We start from the raw sequence: 20,029 nt of genomic DNA on the forward strand, positions 1-20,029 counted from the left end.
TTTGGTCAGTTATGGAAGGCATTGCCATACAATTGTTTATTGAGAAGACGTTGTCACTCATCATCCTTATGGTAAAACTCAACATCATAGAAACTCCCCTAAAAATAATTTCACCAGTAGGGGCACAACAAAAAAAGCCACCTGACTGGTGGCTTTTGCAAAAAAATGAACGCGCTTGGCCACCTAACGAAGGAGTAGTAGGTTTAGGCCTAGAAGTCGACTATTGGTGTTCATATTCATCTTTTTGCTCTTTATTGAAATGGATATAATCGCCATGCAATATGAAATATTATTTTTCAAAATGCGCATTTGTTATTTATATCATAAATTCAAACCAAAGAAATAAAATTTATTAGAATTTAGTGTTAATTTTTATTGGCAAATGTTTTTTCGGTGCTAACGGTGAACGGGGTGATAAGTTATGGAGTTAATCTTATTGTGTAAGGTGGCATCGGCAAAAATGTCGAAACAATAATTTAATATCAATTTATTTTTGTATCTAATTGATTAAATAGTAAAAATTACTTGGCATAATTCCTGCTTAGTTGAAAGTTCTTTATGACTCTTTTACTCCCTAGTTAGGGGAAAGGATATCAAATGAACAAAATCAACTCCGTCTGTCCTTACTGTGGCGCTGGCTGCAAAATCAATCTCTGTGTCGAAAATGGTCGCATAATCAAAGCTGAAGGTGCCAATGGTGTCACCAATCAAGGAGAACTTTGCTTAAAAGGGCTCTATGGTTGGGATTTTCTTAATGACAATAAATTGCTGACAGCCAGAATTCATGAACCCATGATCCGCCGACAAAAAGGGGCTGATTTTGAAATTGTAAGTTGGAATGAAGCGATTCAATATACGGCAAAAAAATTACTGGAAATAAAAGAAAAATACGGTGCAAAATCCATCATGTGCACTGGATCTTCTCGTGGTACAGGGAATGAAACCAACTTTGTGATGCAGAAATTTGTTCGCGCGGTATTAGGTAATAATAATGTCGATTGTTGTGCTCGTGTTTGTCATGGACCCTCTGTTGCAGGTTTACAAGAGACATTAGGCAATGGTGCCATGAGCAACTCTATTGCTGATATTGAAGATTCAGACTGCCTATTAGTCTTTGGTTATAACTGTGCTGACTCTCATCCAATTGTGGCACGCCGTGTGGTTAAAGCAAAACAAAAGGGTGCAAAAATAATCGTTTGTGATCCTCGTAAAATCGAAACGGCCAAAATTGCTAACCAATATTTACCATTAAAAAATGGTACTAATATGGCGTTAGTCAATGCATTTGCGTATACGCTGATTGATGAAGATCTTTATGATAAAGATTACGTCAGTCGCTATACCGAAGGTTTTGAAGAATATAAAAAACAACTCGCAGACTATAGCCCAGAAGCGGTGCAAGATATTGTCGGTATCCCAGCAATTGAAATCCGTAAAGCAATGCGCACTTATGCGGGCGCTAAAACCGCCACAATTATGTGGGGAATGGGTGTCACACAATTTGGTCAAGCGGTTGATGTGGTAAAAGGCTTATCTGGCCTTGCACTATTAACAGGTAATTTAGGTAAACCGCATGTTGGTGTTGCCCCTGTTCGCGGACAAAATAATGTTCAGGGTGCCTGTGATATGGGGGTTTTACCTAATATGTTCCCAGGATACCAATATGTCACTGATGAAGAAACACGTAAAAAATTTGCTCAAGCGTGGAATATTCCGGTTGAACAACTTGATCCTGAAGTGGGATATCGGATTACTGAAGTACCGCATTTAGCCATTGAAGGCAAAGTGAAAGCTTACTACATCATGGGCGAAGATCCACTCCAAACAGAGGCGGATTTAGGTTTAGTGAGAAAAGGCTTTGAAGCGCTCGATTTTGTCGTGGTTCAAGACATCTTTATGACCAAAACTGCAGAGCAAGCTGACGTGATTTTACCTTCAACTAGTTGGGGGGAACATGCAGGTATCTTTACTTGTGCCGATAGAGGATTCCAACGTTTTGAAAAAGCCATTGAAGCGCGTGGTAATGTAAAACGTGACTGGGAAATCATTAGCTTATTAGCCACAGAAATGGGCTACCCGATGTCTTATGAAAATAACGAAGAAATCTGGAATGAAGTCAGAGCATTATGCCCACTGTTCTTTGGTGTCACTTATGAAAAACTAGCAGGTTTAGCCCATATTCAATGGCCTTGTACTGATATTGAAGATAAAGGGACACCTTATTTATATTCAGGTAACCAATTCACCACACCATCAGGCAAAGGTCAGTTGTTCGCGACACCATGGCGAGCACCAGCTGAATTACCCGATGCTGATTATCCAATGATTTTATCTACAGTGCGTGAAGTGGGGCATTATTCTTGTCGCTCTATGACGGGTAATTGTAAAGCATTGGCGTCACTTGCGGATGAACCGGGTTATGTTCAAGTTCACCCAGAGATTGCTAAAGAAGCAGGTATTCGTGATCAAGAAATTGTTTGGGTTGAATCACGTCGAGGTAAAGTGATGTCTCGTTGCAATGTGAATGAGACAATCAACAAGCAAGCGATTTATATGACTTATCAATGGTGGATTGGGGCATGTAATGAATTGACTCAAGATAATCTTGATCCTGTTTCAAAAACACCTGAAACCAAATATTGTGCGGCTAAAGTGATTAAAATTGAGGATCAAAAATGGGCGGAAAGCCAAGTTTCTCAGCATTATCATACAATGAGAAGTCGCTTAATTAATTTAGTGGAGCAAGCAAAAACCGCAGCACATTAAGCTGAGTGTTGATTCTAAATAGAAATGGAGACAATTAAGTCTCCATTTTGTTCTTATATTTATTTTATAGAAACAAAAGCAGTGTATTACTTTTGGTTTAATTTGCTTTCTACTTCTTTTTTCTCTTCTTCTAAGATCTCACGATACCAACGTGGATGGTGTTTCTTCGCCCAACCCCGAGTTACCCAGCCTTCAATCATGCTACGAATCGAACCTTTTACCCAAAACGCAGCATATGCATGAACAATTACTGTTATGATCAGTAATATAGCTGACACTGAGTGAGCGAGTAAGGCAATGCGAATAACTGGGATCGAGAAATAATCGGCAAAATAAGGACGCCAAATAATCACACCACTAATGGTTAGTACGATAAGGCTAAGACTTAATGTCCAATAAATCCCTTTTTGACCTAAGTTGTAATGGCCAATATCACCAGCTTCTTCGTTTTGCAGCACTTTATGAATATTTTTTGCCCACACTAAATCATCTTTATCAATAGAGTTATATTTTAAATATCTGAAAAACATAAAAATAAAGAAAAAGACCATCGCAACACCAGCAAAAGGATGCAGTAAGCGCGAAAGCTGTGGTGTACCTAAAATATTCATAAACCAGTTTAGAGATGGGAAGAAAAAGCCCAATCCACTAAAAGTGGTAAAGATAAAGAAAATCGCTACAACCCAGTGATTAATACGCTCTGAGGCAGTATGACGAAGGATTTTATCACTTTTTTTCTTCATTATTTCTGCTCCTCTTTATTCACTGAATGTTGTGATGCTTCCATCTCTTTTTGTGCCTCTTCTTCATCTTCTTCTGTGGTGTGGTTAGGGCCAATACCTAGATAATGGAACATTGCACCCGCAAAGGTAGCAGCAAAGCCGACGGCCGCTAATGGTTTCCAAATACCTTTCCAGAATTTTACTGTTGTGCTGATTTCTGGGTTTTCAGGTAAGCCATGATATAAGTTTGGTCTATCAGCGTGATGTAATACATACATGACATGAGTACCCCCTACACCTTGAGGATCGTATAAACCTGCTTTGTCATAACCTCGTGTATTGAGCTCAGTAACGCGCTCATTGGCAAGGTGGGTCATCGCTTCTTTAGAGCCAAAATGAATCGCCCCTGTAGGGCAGGTTTTTACGCAAGCTGGCTCTTGACCGACTTCAACACGATCAACACACAATGTGCATTTATAAGCGCGGTTATCTTCTTCATTAATACGAGGAACATCGAAAGGACAGCCAGCAATACAGTAGCCACAACCAATACAATGCTTTGATTGGAAATCAACAATACCGTTAGCGTATTGAATGATGGCACCTTCTGCTGGGCAGGCTTTTAAACAACCCGGATCAGCGCAGTGCATACAGCCATCTTTACGAATTAGCCACTCTAATTTGCCATTTTCTTCAACTTCAGAAAATCGCATCACTGTCCATGATTTAGCGGTTAAATCCATCGGGTTATCATAGACACCCACGTTAAGACCCACTTTGTCGCGAATGTCGTTCCATTCGGAACAGGCAACCTGACACGCTTTACAGCCAATACAGGTTGTCACATCGATAAGCTTTGCCACTTCTTCTTTAAAATCACGTACCTGTGGTGCTGGCGTGAGGGAATTGGTAGCAGAGCGACGAATAATATCTTGAGATTGCAATGACATCAGTTTCCCCTTATGCCTTTTCGATATTGACTAAGAACGCCTTATATTCAGGTGTGAATGAGTTTGCATCACCCACAGATGGCGTTAATGTATTGGCAAGGAAACCTTTACGTGTTGCTCCCTCAAAGCCCCAGTGACAAGGAATACCGATAGTATCGACAACTTTGCCATTTATCGTTAGAGGTCTAATACGCTTAGTCACTACAGCTTTAGCTTTGATATAGCCACGTTTAGCGCTGACTTTAACTTCATCACCTTGAACAATACCTTTGCGTGAAGCAAGTTGTTCACCAATTTCAATAAATTGATCCGGTTGTGCAATGGCATTAATTAATGAGTGTTTTGTCCAGTGACGGAACAATTCAGTAATTGAATAGGTTGTTGCCACGTAAGGGAATTCTTCTGCTGTACCTAAATGTTCGGCATCGTAGCTGTATAAACGTGCTACAGGGTTGCGAGAGACTTTCGGGTGCAAAATATTATCTTCGGTTGGCGATTCAAACGGTTCGTAGAACTCAGGGAATGGACCATCCGCCATTTTATCAACAGCAAATAAGCGCCCCATGCCTTCTGGCTGCATAATAAATGGACCTACACCACTATTAGGTGCCGCATTACTATAATCTGGTACATCAGGACCAACCCATTGATTACCATTCCATTTGATAAGCTGACGTTTTGCATCCCAAGGTTGGCCTTGTGGATCAACGGATGCACGGTTATATAACACACGGCGGTTTTGTGGCCATGCAAAAGCCCAACCTGGTGTACAACCTAATCCTGATGGATCAGCGTTATCGCGGTTTGCCATTTGGTTGCCTTTTTCAGTCCAGCAACCAGAATAAACCCAACAGAAACTCGCAGTTGAACCGTCTGATTTCAGTTGATGAAAACCATCAAGTTGTTGTCCTTTTTTAAACAACAATTTGCCTGTTTCATCAAAGATATCTTGCATCGCTTGACCATTTGCTTCTTTCGCCACTTCTTCAGGTTGTGGATCGTAAGGGTCAACGTAGTTCCAAGAGAGATTCATGACAGGTTCAGGGCATACGCCACCTTCTTCACGATAAAGTTCGCGTAGGCGCATTAATAAATGCCCTAGAATTTTACCATCATGCCATGCTTGTGCGGGTGGTTTAGCACCAGCCCAGTGCCATTGTAGCCAGCGACCTGAGTTTGCAATCGAGCCATTTTCTTCAGCGAAACATGAAGAAGGTAAACGGAAAATTTCGGTTTGAATATCTTTTGGTGAGACTTCATTCATCTCGCCGTGGTTTTGCCAAAAATTAGAAGATTCAGTCACGAGTGGGTCAATGACAACCATATATTTCAGTTTGGCTAATGCGGCACTACATTTATTTTTATCGGCAAAGGCGGCTAATGGGTTAAAACCTTGAACGATATAACCATTCATTTTGCCATCAATCATTAATTGGGTTTGTGCCATGATGTCATAGCTTTTATCCCATTTTGGTAACCAATGATAACCCCATTCATTTTGTGCCGTTGCGTGCTCGCCCCAGAAGCTTTTTAGCAAACTAATAAAGAAATCAGGGGTTCTTTTCCAGTAGTTAACTTGGTCTGCAACCACTGTTTTTGGTGTAATTTGAGATAAGTAAGTCTCTAATGATGTCTGTTTCTCATTAGGCAGAGGCATATAACCTGGTAGGTTTAATGATAATAAACCCAGATCGCTATAACCTTGAATATTAGAGTGCCCACGTAATGCGTTTACACCGCCCCCCGGCATACCTACGTTACCTAATAATAACTGGATCATACCTGCTGCACGGATAGTTTGAGCACCACCGGTATGGTGTGTCCAACCTAGGGCATACAAAATAGTCGAAGTCCGGTCTTTTACACTGGTAGACGCAAGCGCTTCACAGATATAGATAAAGTCTTCTAAAGGTGTACCACAAAGAGTGGTAACAATTTCAGGGGTATAACGTGAGACATGGTGTTTTAAAAGATTCCACACACAGCGAGGGTGTTGCAGTGAATTATCTCTTAATGCTAAACCATTTTCATCAAGTTCATAGTGCCATGAAGTTTTATCATAGCTTTGATTTTCTTTATCAAATCCACTAAAAAGGCCTTCATCAAAGTTAAAATCGTCACGCACAATTAAAGAAGCATTGGTATAAGCTTTCACATATTCGTGCTGAATTTTATCGTGTTCAATAAGGTAATGAATAACCCCTAATAAGAAAGCAGTATCAGAGCCTGCACGAATAGGTGAATAGAGATCGGCTACGGCAGCACTACGGTTAAAACGGGGATCGACAACGATAACCTTCGCATTGTTCTTAATTTTAGCTTCGATAACCCATTTAAAACCGACTGGATGCGCTTCAGCAGGGTTACCCCCCATGATCAGCACAACGTTAGCGTTTTTAATATCAACCCAGTTATTGGTCATTGCACCACGACCAAAAGTTGGCGCTAATGCTGCAACAGTTGGCGCATGGCAAAGTCTTGCCTGACAATCGATAGCAATCATGCCTAATGAACGGGAAAATTTATTATCTAAAATTCCAGTTTCATTACTCGCCGCAGAAGAACAAAGCATACCGGTTGTGAGCCAACGGTTAACTTCTTGCCCTTTTTCATTATGGGTAACAAAGTTTTCATCGCGATCTTTTTTCATCAGACGAGCGATTTTATCAATTGCTTCATTCCATGAAATACGCTCCCACTTATCAGAGCCAGGTCTACGATATTCAGGATATTTCAGGCGATTTTCACTGTGGATATAATCGACAAGCCCAGCGCCTTTCGGGCATAAAGAACCACGGCTAACAGGATGATCAGGGTCGCCTTCAATGTGATAAATACTTTTATCGACATTCTTTGCGCCATCCCCAAGGCTATACATCAAAATACCGCAACCTACAGAGCAATAAGTGCAGTTATTACGAGTCTCGACTGAACGTAATAATTTATATTGGCGAGCATTCGCAATAGATACTTCAGGTGCTAAGCCTAATAATGCAGCAGATGTGCCTGCCATACCGCCAGCACAGATCTTAAAGAAAGACCTACGACTGATTTGCATCAGTGTCTCCTTGATAAATTGATAAATTGATAAATAACATCCGTACCGGGCGTTTAAAAAAACGTCCAGTAAAGATACGATTTCATTTTTCAATCATTCAAGACAGACCTGAGTATCGTTTTGTGAACTCAATGTGATGAACTACTACTTAAAATGACGAGGAAATTATAACGAGTAAAAAAAATAAATCCATAGTAACAATATGGATAAATAATTGTATAAAAAATAACAAGTTGAAGTGAGATTACCGAAGATCTATAACCTTTGATTCTTTTATGTACAGATTATCTGAAATGGGATTTTTATATAAAAATAAGATACCGCTAATGTAGTTTAATTGGCTATTTTATTTTGCGCCTTTATTGACTAAATAATAACTAAAATTAAATATTTTCTGTTTTAGCTATCTTTATTTAATCTTCTAAATAGAAACACACATACAGCATCGCTTTCTCACTAAGAATATTTACTTAAAATAAATTTATCACATAATCGCTATCAGCTAGCGATAAAGGGCAATAATGTTCCTGTATATAGACTGTTTTTCTGGTCATGAAGCGATTAGTGAAATTTATTCTTATCAGGTTACTTTTACTTGCCAAGATCACGATTTACAACCCGTAAATTTATTACGCAAAAGTACAACACTTACTTTTTTACCTTCCCCTAATATAGACAGCACGCTGATCCCGTCACCCTTTGTAAAGCATATTCATGGTGTAATAACGGACTTTCGACGTTTATCGGGCTCGCTGGATGAAGCGCAATATCAATTATTTATTCAGACGTTCTGAGGTGTTTTTGTTACCTTAATGGTTAAATGGCGATAAATAACGAGAGTCTAAGACTTTAAGAGGGCGGAGTGAGTTATTCTTTCTTAACACAAGCAACACTTAAAAAATTGGCAACAGGTGAAGCTTGGCAACGACAAGTTAATGATGAAAGTATTATGGATGTCAGCTTAAATGCGGGGCAATTAGTGATTAGTCATCCTGAAATTGAGGAAAGCTTTATTCCCTTTAGTCAGAAGCTCATGGCTTATTGTGAACAGCTTGCGCTTAAATATCCATTTATTGCGTTTACTCAGCAACAAGAATTTCATTCCACATTATTAACGATTTTTAATCAACAAAATGAGCAATTTAAACTGCAACGACCCATATTATTATCGTGGTGTCATGAGATTACAAAAATCTTTAATCAAATAAAAAGCATCGAAATTTCATTTGATAATGTTGTCCTAACATCCAATGGCAGTTTGATATTAACGGGTATCTCAGAGGAATTAACACTCTTTAGGCAGCAGATTTATCAGCAAATCCCAATTGAGAGCGAACTTCATAAAGACATTATTCATATCACACTTGGGCGATTAGGTGAAAATACGTCATCAGCAGAGATGAAGCAGCTCTATGATGAGCTAGAGCAAAACCGATCATCATTAATGCATCATGCTATTAATACCCCAATCATTATCCGACATCCAAAATTTGTGGTAAGCAAAGGTTCACTTTCATCTGAAGTACAATTGGGTTTAACGATGGAGTTTAATCAGTTATGGCCATTTCGGTGTTATTAACATTAAATATTAAATGGCTATCCATCTTTTTGTGACTAAAGTGATATAGCTAATTAGTATATAATCCAGCGATTCTTTTTATTCGGATTATGTGTTTGAATTATGAATGTAAAATATCGTGCTGATGTAGATGGCTTAAGGGCGATTGCTGTTATTCTGGTTATCCTATTCCATTTAGATAATCGCTTAATTCCTTCGGGATTTATTGGTGTCGATATTTTCTTTGTGATCTCTGGTTTTTTGATCTCATTGATAATTAAAACTTCATTGTTACAAGGTAATTTTTCATTTTGTGATTTTTATAATCGTCGATTATGGCGATTACAGCCACTTTATCTTGTTATATTAATTTCAGTACTCGTGATATCAGGAATTTTTTATCTCCCTAGCGATTATCTTGATATTACAAATAGCGAAAAGTATGCCTCAGCTTTTCTTTCAAATAAATATTTTGCGAGAGCGACAACCAGCTATGCAGCGCAAGATGCACTCTTTTTACCGTTATTGCATACGTGGTCTTTAGCGATAGAGTGGCAATGGTATCTTTTCTTGCCTTTTGCGCTTTATTTTCTACATAAAATCAATGCAAAAGAAAGAGTTAATCATTTTTATCCGGTGGTATTAGTTACTGTTATCTCATTTATTCTGGTGTTTTATTACCAGAAAGACCAACCGAAAAATTATTACTATTTTAGTACGCGGATCTTCGAATTTATGTTGGGAGCTTGTGTTGCCTACTTCCCAACAAAGATAAAACCTAATCGAAGAATAAATGATATTATTAGCTTAATTGCGCTAGGTGTTATTGTTTGGGTTGCATTTCAAAACGATATTATTGCAGGTTATCCGAATCTTAATACGTTGTATGTTTGTCTTGGTGCTGCGCTAATTATTTATACTGGACAACATGGAAGTATTATTGAAAAAATACTCTCGTTAAAGCCGATCGTGATCGTTGGGTTATTATCTTATTCTCTCTATTTATGGCATTGGCCATTATTTGCTGTTGCACGTTATATTGGTGTATTTAATACAGAATTGCAAAAAGGATCGCTGTTAGCATTAACCTTATTGCTATCAATTAGCTCTTATTTTCTGATTGAAAAACCGTTTAGAAGAAAGCGTTTAGCGTTTAAATATTCCATCACACTTTTGTTGATTGTTCCTATTTTATTAGCTCTAGGGTTAAATGTGTTGAATGAAAAATATCAAGGTGTTGGCGCTAGGCTTGGGCAAAATTACGTTAATTTAGAAGCCAAATTGAATCAATTTGAGTATCCTAATCGAACTAAATGTATGAATTTTGAGGCTTCTGATCCCGATAAAATGTGCCATATTGGTGATGTAGGGAGTCAGAAAAAAGCTTTTTTATTGGGTGATTCTCATGCAAATCACTATTGGGGCTTTATGGATATTTTAGGTAAAGATGCCAAGATAGATGTATATGCACAAGCAACTTCATCGTGTATTACGCTTCCTAATATTTATCTTTATGACTGGTCTAATCATAAAAATACAGTTTATCAACGTTGTTACGATCAAACAGCGAAATATTATCAACTTATCAAGAATGGCTACTTTGATTATGTAATATTTGGGCAAGTTTGGAATAACTACGCGTCAAACCATGTCATTAATAAGATAGGTGATGTTAGAACGGTTGAAGAGTCTCGTAAACGCCTTGAGAAAGCGATGCGTGAAGCGCTTGATATTATTATTGCTACGGGAGCTAAACCGGTTTTTATTAAAACAGTCAATTCTATGCCAAGTGGTTTTATGACCTGCTTTTATGAAAATGCAAAATTAAGAAAAGACTTTGCAGATAATAACTGTAACCCCAAAAACTATAAAGGTGAGGGAAATACATGGGTGGATCAGTTATTTGTTAAATTAAAAAAAGACTACCCAACCTTAATTATTATCGATCCTAAAGATGTGCAGTGCGATAAAAATGTCTGCTTAACTGATATAGATGGTGTACCAGTTTATCGTGATGTAGGGCATATTACAGATTATGCTTCAACAATCTTTGGTATGAGGTATCTAGAGCGTTTTGGTAATCCGTTAAAATATAAAGAGTAATAAATAGATATTTATTAAACAAATCCCGATTAAATAAATGATTTTATCGGGATTTGTCTTATGATCATGATAATAGATTGAGAAAATTGAGACTTGGAATTTAAATTTCAAAACTATTACATTTTATCCTAGCGCTAGTTTTATTTGTTGCGCAATGCGTTCAATTACAGGCACCACAACACTATTCCCAGCTTGTTTATATAAATTAGCATTGCTCATATCTTTGGGTAATTTATAGTCAGCAGGATAACCTTGAAAATTAAAACACTCTCTTGGTGTGAGCTTTCTGATGGTGTTTGCTTTCTTTTGAACATTGAGTAAGGGGACGTTATGGCCACCAGTACCCATATTGGCTGTTAATGTTGGGCAAAGGTTATTTTTATTGGCTCTTACATATTTTCTACGCCATTGATAGAGTGTTTCGGCATCAGTAACATCTTCAACAAGTTGATCAAAGAACGGTGTTTTAGCTGTATAAAAATAACGCGATTCTATTGTACTTTCATTTTCTAATAAATCTGAAATACGCTTAGTTAATGGTGTCTTTTCTGGAAAAACAAAGCGTTTATGTGTTTGCTCATCTTTAAAACATACAATATAGATACGTTCTCGATTCTGTGGAATATTGCCATATTCAGCCGCATTTAATACTTGATGAGAAACGTGATAACCGTGTTTATGGAGAGAATCCAAAATCACTTTAAAGGTGTTACCTTTATCATGAGAAACTAAGTTTTTAACGTTTTCAAGGAAGATAACAGGCGGCTGTTTTTCTGCAAATATTCTCTCTAGTTCAAAGAATAAGTTACCTCGGCCTTTTTCATCGTCAAAACCTTGGCGGTATCCCGCCACTGAAAATGCTTGGCATGGGAAACCGCCCAACATAATATCAAAATCAGGGATCTCATTTGTTTTTACATCTCTGATGTCTCGATGGTCGATGATAAAGTCAAAATTTTCTTTTAAGGTTGTAACCGCAAATTTATCCAGTTCATTAGCATAAACTGTATCAAAATCAGCTTTTTTAAAGCCTATATCAATCCCACCAACACCTGCAAAAAATGATGCACACTTCATAAATAACATCCCAACTCGCTAAACTCGAAAGAGTATTCTACAGAACTCTTAAGCAAAAAGCAGCAACTGTTGATGGTTTGGAGCAATGGTATTGAATTATTTAGATAATTGTCTAAAAAAGAAGTAATCAAATGAAAAAATAAAAAACATTAAGAACAAGAAGAGAAAACCCTAGATTTTTCTAGGGTTGAATAGGTGAATCAAAGTGTTACTTTCCAATTTCTAAAGGCATTAAATGGTGCAATATCAATACGAAAATCAGAATTAATTTTAGTGATTTTTACTGAATCAATACCTTTTTGCTTCAGCATATCCATGGTTAAGACAGTACCATAAGATAAATTAAGAATATCGCGAAGGATCCATTTACCTAAATCAGATTGAGGATTAGTTTCAAGCGCTTTACTATTTTGTTGAGTAATAATTGCGTTCCATCTACCAATAGGAGAATGTAGATAAAAGTTATTTATGGATGCATCTTGTTGATTAGGATCTAATGCATCAAAACCAAAGAAATAAGGAAAATGTTCATGAACCCATTTTGGAATAGGGATATAAACCTCATCTCTAGGTCTAGGCTCATTGGTTGAAGGATTCTTGGACGCTCCGTTCCATGCATTAAGACCTGATTGAGTGTGTACGGTATTATCTCGATCAGAATAAAGAGGTAAATAAATAAAACTCATTTTTTAATTCCTTAATATATTTTAGTTTAAAGTAAATTCTAGGTTAGTTGCTCTCTTTTTTTATTCAAGGCTTTTTATTTGATTTTTTTTATATTTAAAATTATAAATGTTCTTATTTATTTTAATATTATAATTTAATAATTAATGATTATTTTTGTGAGGTAGTATTAATATATTGTGCTATTTATATGATAGATTAATTCGTTTTTTATGAAAAATTTTTAAAAGGTCTTAGGTGAATATGGCAAAAAATATAGATTTATGGTCTTCATTTCCTCAAGATAAAAGGGATGAATATATTAAGTTCTTAGAGATTTTCGGTGCATTATCGGGTCTTTTTAAAGATACGGAAGCCGGAAGTAGTGCAGATAAACCTTATCTATATTATCGAAACCATGAACAACTTTTTGCCCGAGTTTTTGATGTAGAAGATTTAACACGTAAAGATTCTGCATTTGATGCTATCGCTAAGATGGGAAAAAGACGAATTGGTGTTGGTTTAAAGACATGGATACACTCCAGAGATAAAACTTTTCAAAAAGTTGCAGAATTTAATAAAGTTGCACCAACAGAAATTAGACCTTTAATTGATAAAGGTACTGCGCTTGATGTTGTTAAAAAAGTGGCTTTACTTCGAAACAAACGAATTGAACTTGATCAACGTACGTATAATACAACACATACTATTTATCATAATATTACGAGAGATAGTAATGTGATGAATATTGTTGAATGTAATTATGATTTAATTGATTTAAATTCAATTAAAATAATATCAGTTAATGAAAGTAAGGGTATTTTTAATTTTAAGGATAAGAATAAAAAATATAAATTTTATGTAAGTAAAAGTGTTTTATTGCAAGAGTTTGATGCTTCTACAGAATCTATTGTGATTAAAATTCCTATTACTCAATACAAAGATCCTTTTGACTTATTATCGAATATACATGTTACCAACACGTCTGTAAGTAAATTAGCTCCGCTAAAAGAAAAAGTAGAAGATCCGAAAAAAACGATTTATCTACCTATTTACTCAGACTCTTCAATGAAAGTAGAGGAAAAATCAGGATTTAATGCATGGAATGCCGCACCAAAAACAAAAGGCTCAGATAAACCTCGTCCAGATTTTGAAGCTTATATTCCTATTCCTATCTGGATACATCATATTTTCCCCCATTTTTTTGGTTTTAATGCCTTAGATAAAGAAGAAAGAAATGCAGCTAAAGGGTTTGAGTTGCAATTACCAGATGACCGAATAATCACAGCTATTGTGACACAAGATAATGGAAAAGGATTACAAACGAATCCTCAATCTATTTTAGGAAAATGGATATTACATGATGTTTTTGGTTTAGAAGCCAGACAATTACTAACATTGGATATGCTAAATGAGTTAGGTGTAGATTCAGTTAAAGTGACAAAAGTGAGTAATACTAAATTTAAAATTGACCTTGCTGATACCTATGCTTTTGAGCAATGGAAATTAGGGCTAAAAACACAAATTGAAAATTGTGATGATATTAAGCAAAAACCAAAATTTAGAGATGATTTAATTGAAGAATAATCAGTAACACATCTAAATGTGCAAGGATACTTTAAATCAAATTTTACCTCAAAAGTGAATATCCCACTTTTGAGGTATTTTTTATGCAGAAATTAATGATCTAGCGAAACAGAATGAACATGTTCAAGCTGTTTTAATGAGCAATAAAATTCCGGTAAAGTGATTTTTTGCCTCACTAATAATTTTAAATTTACTTCAACGCGTTCTTTTTTAATATCGCGAATAGTTAAATTTTCAATCACATCTTTATGGCTTTTTAAGTACTCAATTAGAAGAGGTACGCCATTTTCATGAGTAAATAACATGCGCACTTTTATTTTACCTAAACGTTGATTTTTCATCTGAAATAGCACCACTTGTGGGCTAAGTTGAATAGCCATAAAAAATAGAACCGTCACAATCATGGCATGCCAATAAAAACCTGAGCCACAAGCAATACCAACACCTGCTGAAGCCCATACGATGGCTGCTGTTGTCAGACCTGAAATTGCATCATCTCGTCGATGCAATATAACACCAGCGCCAAGAAAACCGACACCACTGATAATTTGTGCCGCTAATCTCATTGGATCACTACGAATGTTGTCGGAGATATTGGCGTAATATTCTGCAGATTGAATAGAAACAATAGTTAATAAACAACTGGCCACCGCAATAATGACACAAGTTTTAAAACCGACAGGTTTTCCCTTTGATTCACGCTCTAAGCCAATAAAGCCGCCCAAAATAAAGGCGGCCAGTAATTTAGCGATACTTGATAGTGATAAAGGGCCAATGCTGTCAACAAACTGAATTAATGCGTCCATGGTTTGCTCCTAACGTTGGCTTATTCCTTTATTTTAAGACTATGGTGTTGCAATACCTTCCTGGGCTTTTTTATCTTCATTATTTTTCTTTCTTGTCACATCATCTTTAAAGAAGAAGATAAAGAATATGGTTACAACGGCAGCGACGATTGCTGGATATATCCAGAATGTTGACCACTGTGGTAATGACGCATCACCTGTTTCTGTTACGGTTGAATTAAAGATTTGACCACAAATAGTGGAAGCAAATAATAGGCCGAAACCATTAGAGACAATAAAGCGTAGGCCTTGTGCTTGAGCACGAATTTCTGGTTTGGCTTTGCGGTCAACATAGATATCACCAGCAGTAAAGAAGAAGTCCCAACATAATCCCTGCAACATTAATCCGATAACGATAAAATAAAACTCTGTATTTACCGCAGCATAAGAGAAGAATATTGAGCGAATGATCCAGCTAACAGCACCTAAAAGTAATGTAATCTTGAAGCCAAACTTCATTAAGAAGAATGACAATACAAACATAAACAGAACTTCACAGGCTATACCTATTTGCATAATAGACGCCGCGTTATTAAAACCTAATGCTTTAATAAAGACAGGAATATAAGCGGAGTAAGCTGTTTTTGGGATCATTAAAATAAAGATACTAAACATTAAGATAGCAAAATAACGATCTTTAAATAATGAAAGTGCATCTAAACATAAAATATCACGAGCAGAGAATGGCTTGCCTTTTGCTTTAGGTGGTGTATTAGGTAAGGTAAAGCAGTAGAATCCAAGTAAAACACCCACGGCAGAAGCGATATACCAAGTCATGGTGCTACCTGAGAAGCCCATTTCTCCTAATATAAATCCGATAGCCATAAAACCAAACGTACCGAATACACGAATAATAGGGAAATATTTCACACCATTAATATGGGAGAAACTAATACTATTTGAAAGCGCAGTTGTTGGGTAAAACAATAATCCAATAATGAAAATTAAGAATAGTGTCATGCCACTATTTTGTGCTTCAATAAATTGAGGAACACAAATAATGACTGCCGCATTAATTAAATGAAGGATCCCCATGACTTTTTGTGAAGCAAAGAAACGGTCAGCCACCATACCTATAAATAATGGGGAGATAATGGTTGCGACACCTAATAAAGCGTAGGCATTACCAATAATGCTTGCCATACCATAGCTACTTAATACCAGCCCCATGGTCATATTCCACGCACCTTGCATGAAATATTGCACAAACATCATAATCAGTAAGCGAGAGGTTATTTTCATATCCATCATCGTTCTCCTCTTAATTTGTTTCTAACGTTAATCCGTCGTAGGCAACGCGGATATTGTGAGGAGCACAAACAGCTTCTAATTCGTGATGAAGCAATTTGCCACTATGTGAAATATGTGAAACGGCAATTTGTGTATCTTGATGTAAACAACCTTGCTGTTGCAGTTTTTCTTTTGCTGCAAATACGGTTTCTAGGCTCATATGATTATCGGTACGATCTTTACCATTGAGTCCATAAGTACATTCAAAAACAACGATATCAAGTGGTTTGTTCTCTAACCACTTCCATGTTAATTCAGGAAACCAACCAGAATCATGGCCATAAAAAATTACTTTGCCATCTTTTTCAATATGATAAACATAGCAAAGTTCCCATTTTGCATGATTAGCGAGTAATGGCGTAATTTTATAACCATTTCTTTCGACGGTAACAAAAGGAATTAAGCAATGAAAAGCAAAACGCTCTTTGCTGTAACCAGGTAAAACTTCGATGCAACCATTAATCGCGCGATCATTACCAAAAATATGAAGAGGATGATTAATTTCAAAACCATAACCTTCCATTCGGCTAAACAGATCGCCAACATTGAAATGATCAGGATGAGTGTGAGTGAATAGAAGACTTTCAAAGTTGGTAGCATCCATTCCATCACGCATTAACTGGTAACTAAATGTAGGTGATACGTCGATTAACATAATGTCATCGACAATGGCAGATGAGTGAGTTCTGATATCTTTCCCACCAAGTTCTCTTGCTTTCAGACAGTGTTCACAACGGCAGAAGGGATTGGGTATGCCTTCTGAGGCAGCCGTCCCTAAAAAATGAAGTTTCATAAAAAATCCCCTTATCCTATTGTTTTATTATGATTTTATTAATTATCTGGTGTTGGCTATCTATAAGTTATAGATTAATTTGAACGTTCCAATAATAAAATGATGAAGATCATTTGCCAATAAATGAAGATCAGATCAGTGATCTTATTCAAATTAAATTTATTATCATATTGATTAATAATGATATATATTTTAATTGATATTGATAATCATTTATTTGTGACAAGTAACAAACGCTTGTTTTATAAACAAATTAAAAATGGAACGTTCAAATCAATTAGCAGTAGTCGCGATAAATAATTCAGGTATGCTAGTGAAAGCGGAAATTGAGATGGAAAAAGGTCAATGGCAACGATTAAAGATATTGCAAAACTAGCAGGTGTCTCTCATGGGACGGTTTCTAACGTATTGAATAAACGTGGAAATGTAAGTGTTGAGAAAATTGAATCTGTGTATCAAGCCGCCAAACAAATGGGCTATCAGTTAAATACACAAGCTCAACTGTTAAGAACCAATAAAAGCCATAAAATAGCCATACTTTTACCTCAATTAGTTTCTGAAAAATATGCTGTTTTCTTTAATTCCTTAAGGCAGTCTATTGTTCACTTTCCTGAGGTTACTTACGATCTTTTCTTAACGGACGATCTTGAAACCACAGAATTAGAGGCATTACAGAAAATTGCAGCGGGTGGCTATAAACAAGTGATCACCGTTAGCTGTCTCAAAGATGCAAATATCTATTTTGACACGTTAAAATTACCGCCTTCTCAAGTTGTATTTGTCTATCGCCAACCACTTAATACTCAACGATATTTCACCCTTGATTTTGCTCAAGCAGCCGAAGCTATTTGCCAACAGATTGCAAAAACGACAGGTAAGTTAGTGGGTATTTTTATGGGGAGTAGCGATTATTTAAATAATCAAAACTTTGCCAATGAATTACAAAATCGACTTTTAGAGAATGCACCCAATAAAAAAAATGTGGTTCTTTGTGCATCAGATGAAGAGAGTTATAAAATAGCGTTTGATTTCTTTTCTATGGAGCAAATCCCAGACATATTTATTGCTCAAGATATAGAGAAAGCACGTTATTTAACACAAGCCAGTTATTTCGGTAGTCATAATGATTGCCCTCCTATTTTTGCATTGAGTGACAATATTCCACCTGTATTAAAAGGGTTGTATTACTTTCCAATGAATTACGCTCAACTTGGATTAGAGGTCATGGATGCATTAATGCAAGAAGAGGATGAAAGTGAAATAACTGAAAAGAATGTGACTTGTGTGCGTAATCAAAGTGATCATCTTTATACTTTAACACCGGTAGTTATTAGTGAAGATAAAGCGGATATAAGTCTTAATTTACTGATTTTACCTAGTCCTTCAACCAGTGCATTAAAAAAACTACTACCTCATTTTTATCGCCAAACAGGAATTAAAGTTAATTTAGCGATACACCCTTACGATGAAGTTTATCAAATATTAAGCCAGTTACATTTGCACCCATATTATGATTTATTGCGTATTGATATGGCTTGTTTTCCTTGGTTTGCCGAAAGAATATTACAGCCATTAGATAAAATCGGTAACGGATTAACAGACTTATTAAATAATTTTTCACTACCTACTCAGCAGAAATTTAGTTTAGTGAATAATGTTGCTTACGCCATGCCTTTTGATGCCAGTGCGCAACTCCTGTTTTATCGAAAAGACTTGTTTGAAGATCCTATTTTAAAAAGAATGTATTACGAAAAAACCGGTAATGAGTTAACCGTACCGACAACATTTGAAGAATACGATAATGTGACGCAGTTTTTTACTGAACAACATGAGGAAGGGCAATTAAGTCGCCCAATGGGCGCTTCAACAACATTGGGTAGCGCAGGATTGATCGCAACAGAGTATCTATTACGTTATTACGCAAAAGGCGGGTGTTTAATAGGAAGTCATAATATTCCTAGATTAGAAATGCCTTTAGCAGGTGAAATATTAGAAGAATATTTAAAACAGTTGTCTATCACTGAGAATATTCATAATAAGTGGTGGAGTGAGTCGGTTAGACAATTTGAGCAAGGGCATCTTGCTATGCTTATCGCTTATATGAATTTATTTAACGATGTTGCTCATAGCAATATTTTACCTAAAACGGGTTTTGCGCCTGTACCCGGCGGTATTCCACAATTAGGAGGAGGAGTATTAGGGGTTTCTCGTTACAGTCAAAAATCACAATATGCAGAGCAATTTTATCGTTGGCTTTATTCCCCAATGGTGATGGATCATCTAATTTTATTAGGTGGAAACAGTAATCATCAAAATTTCAGCCATAACCAAGAAATTAGCCATCGTTATCCGTGGATGACATTGGCTTATCAAGAAATTAATAAGGGAATACGAGAATCATCAGTACCAAATGGCAAATTATTTAATTTACGCCAAGCCGAAATTATTATCGGACAAGGTATTACTAATGTTGTTAATAATATTATGACGATAGACGAGACTATCGAATATATAAATCAGCGTTTGTTAATAGATACTCAAGGTGAGCGGTAGGTTTTACTGGCCACTATAAAATAGCAGGGGATGATGAAATCCCCTGCCTATAAAGATTAAACAA

The 20,029-nt window shown here is 36.4% G+C and carries 15 protein-coding genes; 7 read left to right on the forward strand and 8 right to left on the reverse strand.

Annotation, left to right across the window (positions count from 1 at the left end; all coding sequences use genetic code 11):
- The first annotated feature begins 11 nt into the window (after window positions 1-11).
- Together JEP40_RS13465 and fdhF are read left to right on the forward strand one after the other, a co-directional pair.
- Window positions 12-269, forward strand: a complete 258-nt coding sequence (locus JEP40_RS13465) for a hypothetical protein (RefSeq protein WP_198623942.1) — start codon at window positions 12-14, stop codon at window positions 267-269.
- 328 nt (window positions 270-597) lie between these two features.
- A complete protein-coding gene (fdhF, locus tag JEP40_RS13470; protein ID WP_198623943.1) occupies window positions 598-2,766 on the forward strand; it encodes a formate dehydrogenase subunit alpha in 2,169 nt (722 codons plus the stop codon).
- Between the two features lie 86 nt (window positions 2,767-2,852).
- Here the strand turns inward: fdhF and fdoI are convergent, their stop codons facing one another.
- The 3 genes from fdoI to fdnG are packed head-to-tail and all read right to left on the reverse strand — an operon-like array spanning window position 2,853 to window position 7,496.
- Window positions 2,853-3,512, reverse strand: coding sequence for a formate dehydrogenase cytochrome b556 subunit (gene fdoI / locus JEP40_RS13475; protein ID WP_198623964.1), 660 nt, complete (start codon window positions 3,510-3,512; stop codon window positions 2,853-2,855).
- Window positions 3,509-4,438 (reverse strand): formate dehydrogenase subunit beta, encoded by a 930-nt coding sequence (gene fdxH / locus JEP40_RS13480; protein ID WP_198623944.1) that lies wholly within the window; start codon window positions 4,436-4,438, stop codon window positions 3,509-3,511. The genes fdoI and fdxH overlap by 4 nt, the downstream gene beginning before the upstream one ends.
- 10 nt (window positions 4,439-4,448) lie before the next feature.
- Complete coding sequence (fdnG, locus tag JEP40_RS13485; protein WP_198623945.1) at window positions 4,449-7,496, reverse strand: formate dehydrogenase-N subunit alpha; 3,048 nt, start codon at window positions 7,494-7,496, stop codon at window positions 4,449-4,451.
- Between the two features lie 521 nt (window positions 7,497-8,017).
- Here fdnG and JEP40_RS13490 point away from each other — a divergent pair.
- The 3 genes from JEP40_RS13490 to JEP40_RS13500 all read left to right on the forward strand — a co-directional run bounded on the left by JEP40_RS13490 (window position 8,018) and on the right by JEP40_RS13500 (window position 11,157).
- Window positions 8,018-8,290: a hypothetical protein gene (locus JEP40_RS13490; protein ID WP_198623946.1), complete on the forward strand. Its 273-nt coding sequence runs from the start codon at window positions 8,018-8,020 to the stop codon at window positions 8,288-8,290.
- 68 nt (window positions 8,291-8,358) lie between these two features.
- Window positions 8,359-9,075: a hypothetical protein gene (locus JEP40_RS13495; RefSeq protein ID WP_198623947.1), complete on the forward strand. Its 717-nt coding sequence runs from the start codon at window positions 8,359-8,361 to the stop codon at window positions 9,073-9,075.
- Window positions 9,076-9,177: 102 nt separating this feature from the next.
- Entirely contained in the window at window positions 9,178-11,157 is a 1,980-nt protein-coding gene (locus tag JEP40_RS13500) for an acyltransferase family protein (RefSeq protein WP_198623948.1), read from the forward strand.
- A 123-nt stretch (window positions 11,158-11,280) separates the two neighbouring features.
- Here the strand turns inward: JEP40_RS13500 and JEP40_RS13505 are convergent, their stop codons facing one another.
- The gene (locus JEP40_RS13505) at window positions 11,281-12,234 is read right to left on the reverse strand and encodes a DNA cytosine methyltransferase (RefSeq protein ID WP_198623949.1); all 954 of its coding nucleotides are present in this window, start codon (window positions 12,232-12,234) and stop codon (window positions 11,281-11,283) included.
- Window positions 12,235-12,434: 200 nt separating this feature from the next.
- Complete coding sequence (locus tag JEP40_RS13510; protein ID WP_198623950.1) at window positions 12,435-12,920, reverse strand: hypothetical protein; 486 nt, start codon at window positions 12,918-12,920, stop codon at window positions 12,435-12,437.
- A gap of 241 nt (window positions 12,921-13,161) precedes the next feature.
- On the opposite strand from JEP40_RS13510, the gene JEP40_RS13515 reads away from it, so the two are divergent.
- The gene (locus tag JEP40_RS13515; protein ID WP_198623951.1) at window positions 13,162-14,484 is read left to right on the forward strand and encodes a hypothetical protein; all 1,323 of its coding nucleotides are present in this window, start codon (window positions 13,162-13,164) and stop codon (window positions 14,482-14,484) included.
- A gap of 92 nt (window positions 14,485-14,576) precedes the next feature.
- Here JEP40_RS13515 and JEP40_RS13520 read toward each other — a convergent pair whose 3' ends face one another.
- The 3 genes from JEP40_RS13520 to JEP40_RS13530 are packed head-to-tail and all read right to left on the reverse strand — an operon-like array spanning window position 14,577 to window position 17,412.
- Window positions 14,577-15,290, reverse strand: coding sequence for an MgtC/SapB family protein (locus JEP40_RS13520; RefSeq protein WP_198623952.1), 714 nt, complete (start codon window positions 15,288-15,290; stop codon window positions 14,577-14,579).
- Window positions 15,291-15,329: 39 nt separating this feature from the next.
- Window positions 15,330-16,577 (reverse strand): MFS transporter, encoded by a 1,248-nt coding sequence (locus JEP40_RS13525; RefSeq protein ID WP_198623953.1) that lies wholly within the window; start codon window positions 16,575-16,577, stop codon window positions 15,330-15,332.
- A gap of 13 nt (window positions 16,578-16,590) precedes the next feature.
- Window positions 16,591-17,412, reverse strand: coding sequence for an MBL fold metallo-hydrolase (locus tag JEP40_RS13530; protein ID WP_006534465.1), 822 nt, complete (start codon window positions 17,410-17,412; stop codon window positions 16,591-16,593).
- A gap of 345 nt (window positions 17,413-17,757) precedes the next feature.
- Here JEP40_RS13530 and JEP40_RS13535 point away from each other — a divergent pair, with 345 nt between their 5' ends.
- Window positions 17,758-19,965: an extracellular solute-binding protein gene (locus JEP40_RS13535; RefSeq protein WP_198623954.1), complete on the forward strand. Its 2,208-nt coding sequence runs from the start codon at window positions 17,758-17,760 to the stop codon at window positions 19,963-19,965.
- The last annotated feature ends 64 nt before the right edge of the window (window positions 19,966-20,029 follow it).

The sequence above is a fragment of the Proteus vulgaris genome, from assembly GCF_016239305.1.
In the GTDB taxonomy this organism is placed as follows: Bacteria; Pseudomonadota; Gammaproteobacteria; order Enterobacterales; family Enterobacteriaceae; genus Proteus; species Proteus vulgaris_C.